The sequence below is a fragment of the Paraburkholderia tagetis genome (assembly GCF_022213065.1).
Classification (GTDB): Bacteria; Pseudomonadota; Gammaproteobacteria; order Burkholderiales; family Burkholderiaceae; genus Paraburkholderia; species Paraburkholderia tagetis.
In genome coordinates, this window is sequence record NZ_JAKLJA010000114.1 from 1 (window position 1) to 1,438 (window position 1,438).

At 62.8% G+C, this 1,438-nt stretch carries 1 protein-coding gene; it reads left to right on the forward strand.

Annotation, left to right across the window (positions count from 1 at the left end):
• Nucleotides 1-115: 115 nt before the first annotated feature.
• Nucleotides 116-1,396 carry an IS256 family transposase gene (locus L5014_RS38480; RefSeq protein WP_420800213.1) on the forward strand — a complete coding sequence of 427 codons (1,281 nt, stop codon included), beginning with the start codon at nucleotides 116-118 and terminating at the stop codon, nucleotides 1,394-1,396.
• Nucleotides 1,397-1,438: the final 42 nt, after the last annotated feature.

Sequence of the window (1,438 nt, forward strand, 5' to 3'; positions counted from 1 at the left end):
GAGCTATCGTTGAAAGTGGTGTACGCGGCGTAGGGATGAGGCAGGAGAAGGCGGTGGCAATTGAAGGAGAATGTTGCTTCTCACGGTAACACTTCCTCGATCGAACTCCACCACCATGGCGAAACATACGCAGGATACGAGCGGCAGTCAAACAGCAGAAGCAGACATCAAGGGTACGCCCGGCCTGGATGATCTGATCCAGCAAGGCGCGCGGCGGATCATCCAGCAGGCAATCGAGGCGGAACTGGCGGCAATGCTCGAGCAGTATTCGAATGTGAAGACGATCGATGGCCGGCGCGCGGTCGTGCGCAACGGCTACCTGCCAGAGCGCGAGATCGTCACGGCAGTCGGCCCGGTGCCCGTTCAGGTGCCGAAGGTCCGCGATCGTTCGGGCTCCGGCATCAAGTTCAATTCGACGATCGTGCCGCCTTATGTGCGCAAGTCGCCGCGCGTGTCATCGTCGCTGCCGTGGCTGTACCTGCGAGGCGTCTCAACCGGTGACATGGGCGACGCACTGTCCGAGCTGCTCGGCGAGCAAGCCAAAGGGCTGTCAGCGAGCGTCGTGAGCCGCCTGAAGGCCGCCTGGTCAGAAGAGTACGAGAAGTGGAACAAGCGCGACCTGTCGGCCTCGCGCTGGGTCTACTGGTGGGCCGACGGCATCCATACGCAAGCCCGCGCAGAGGATTCGGACGGGCAGTGCCTGCTGGTGATCATTGGCGTGAAACCGGACGGCGGTAAGGAGCGCGTGGCGCTCAACGACGGTTATCGCGAATCGAAGGAATCCTGGAAAGAGCTGCTGCTCGACCTGAAGAAGCGAGGTCTGCAGGCGCCGCCGCTGCTTGCCGTCGGCGACGGCGCGATGGGGCTGTGGGCGGCGCTTGAAGAGGTGTTCCCGCAGACACGGCACCAGCGTTGCTGGTTCCACAAGATCGGCAACATTCTCAACGTCATGCCCAAATCGCAGCACGGCAAGGCCAAGGCGGCGCTCGCCGAGATCTGGAATGCCGCGACAAGAGCCGACGCAATCGCCGCGTTCAACCAGTTCGTCGACGCGTACGCGGCCAAGTACCCAAAGGCCGTCGAGAAGCTCACGAAAGACCGCGACGCACTGCTCGCGTTCTACGACTTCCCGGCCGAACACTGGCAGCACGTGCGGACCACGAATCCGATCGAATCGACGTTCGCGACGGTGCGCCATCGCACGAGCCGCACGCGCAACTGTCTGTCGCGCTCGACCTTCCTCGCGATGGCGTTCAAGCTGATCGAAGCGGCCGAGCAGACCTGGCGGAAGATCCGCGGCGTCGACAGGATCGAACCGCTTCTGAAGGGCATTCCCTTCAAGGACGGCACTCCGGTGATAGAAAGCACACCGGCTCCTCAAGCGCTGGCCGCCTGATCATGCCGCCCGACCCGCGTACACCAGTCTTGACGATTGCTC

Excerpts from the sequence above, each read along its gene's own strand:
- L5014_RS38480 (WP_420800213.1), top strand. The coding sequence starts at position 116 with ATGGCGAAACATACGCAGGATACGAGCGGCAGTCAAACAGCAGAAGCA.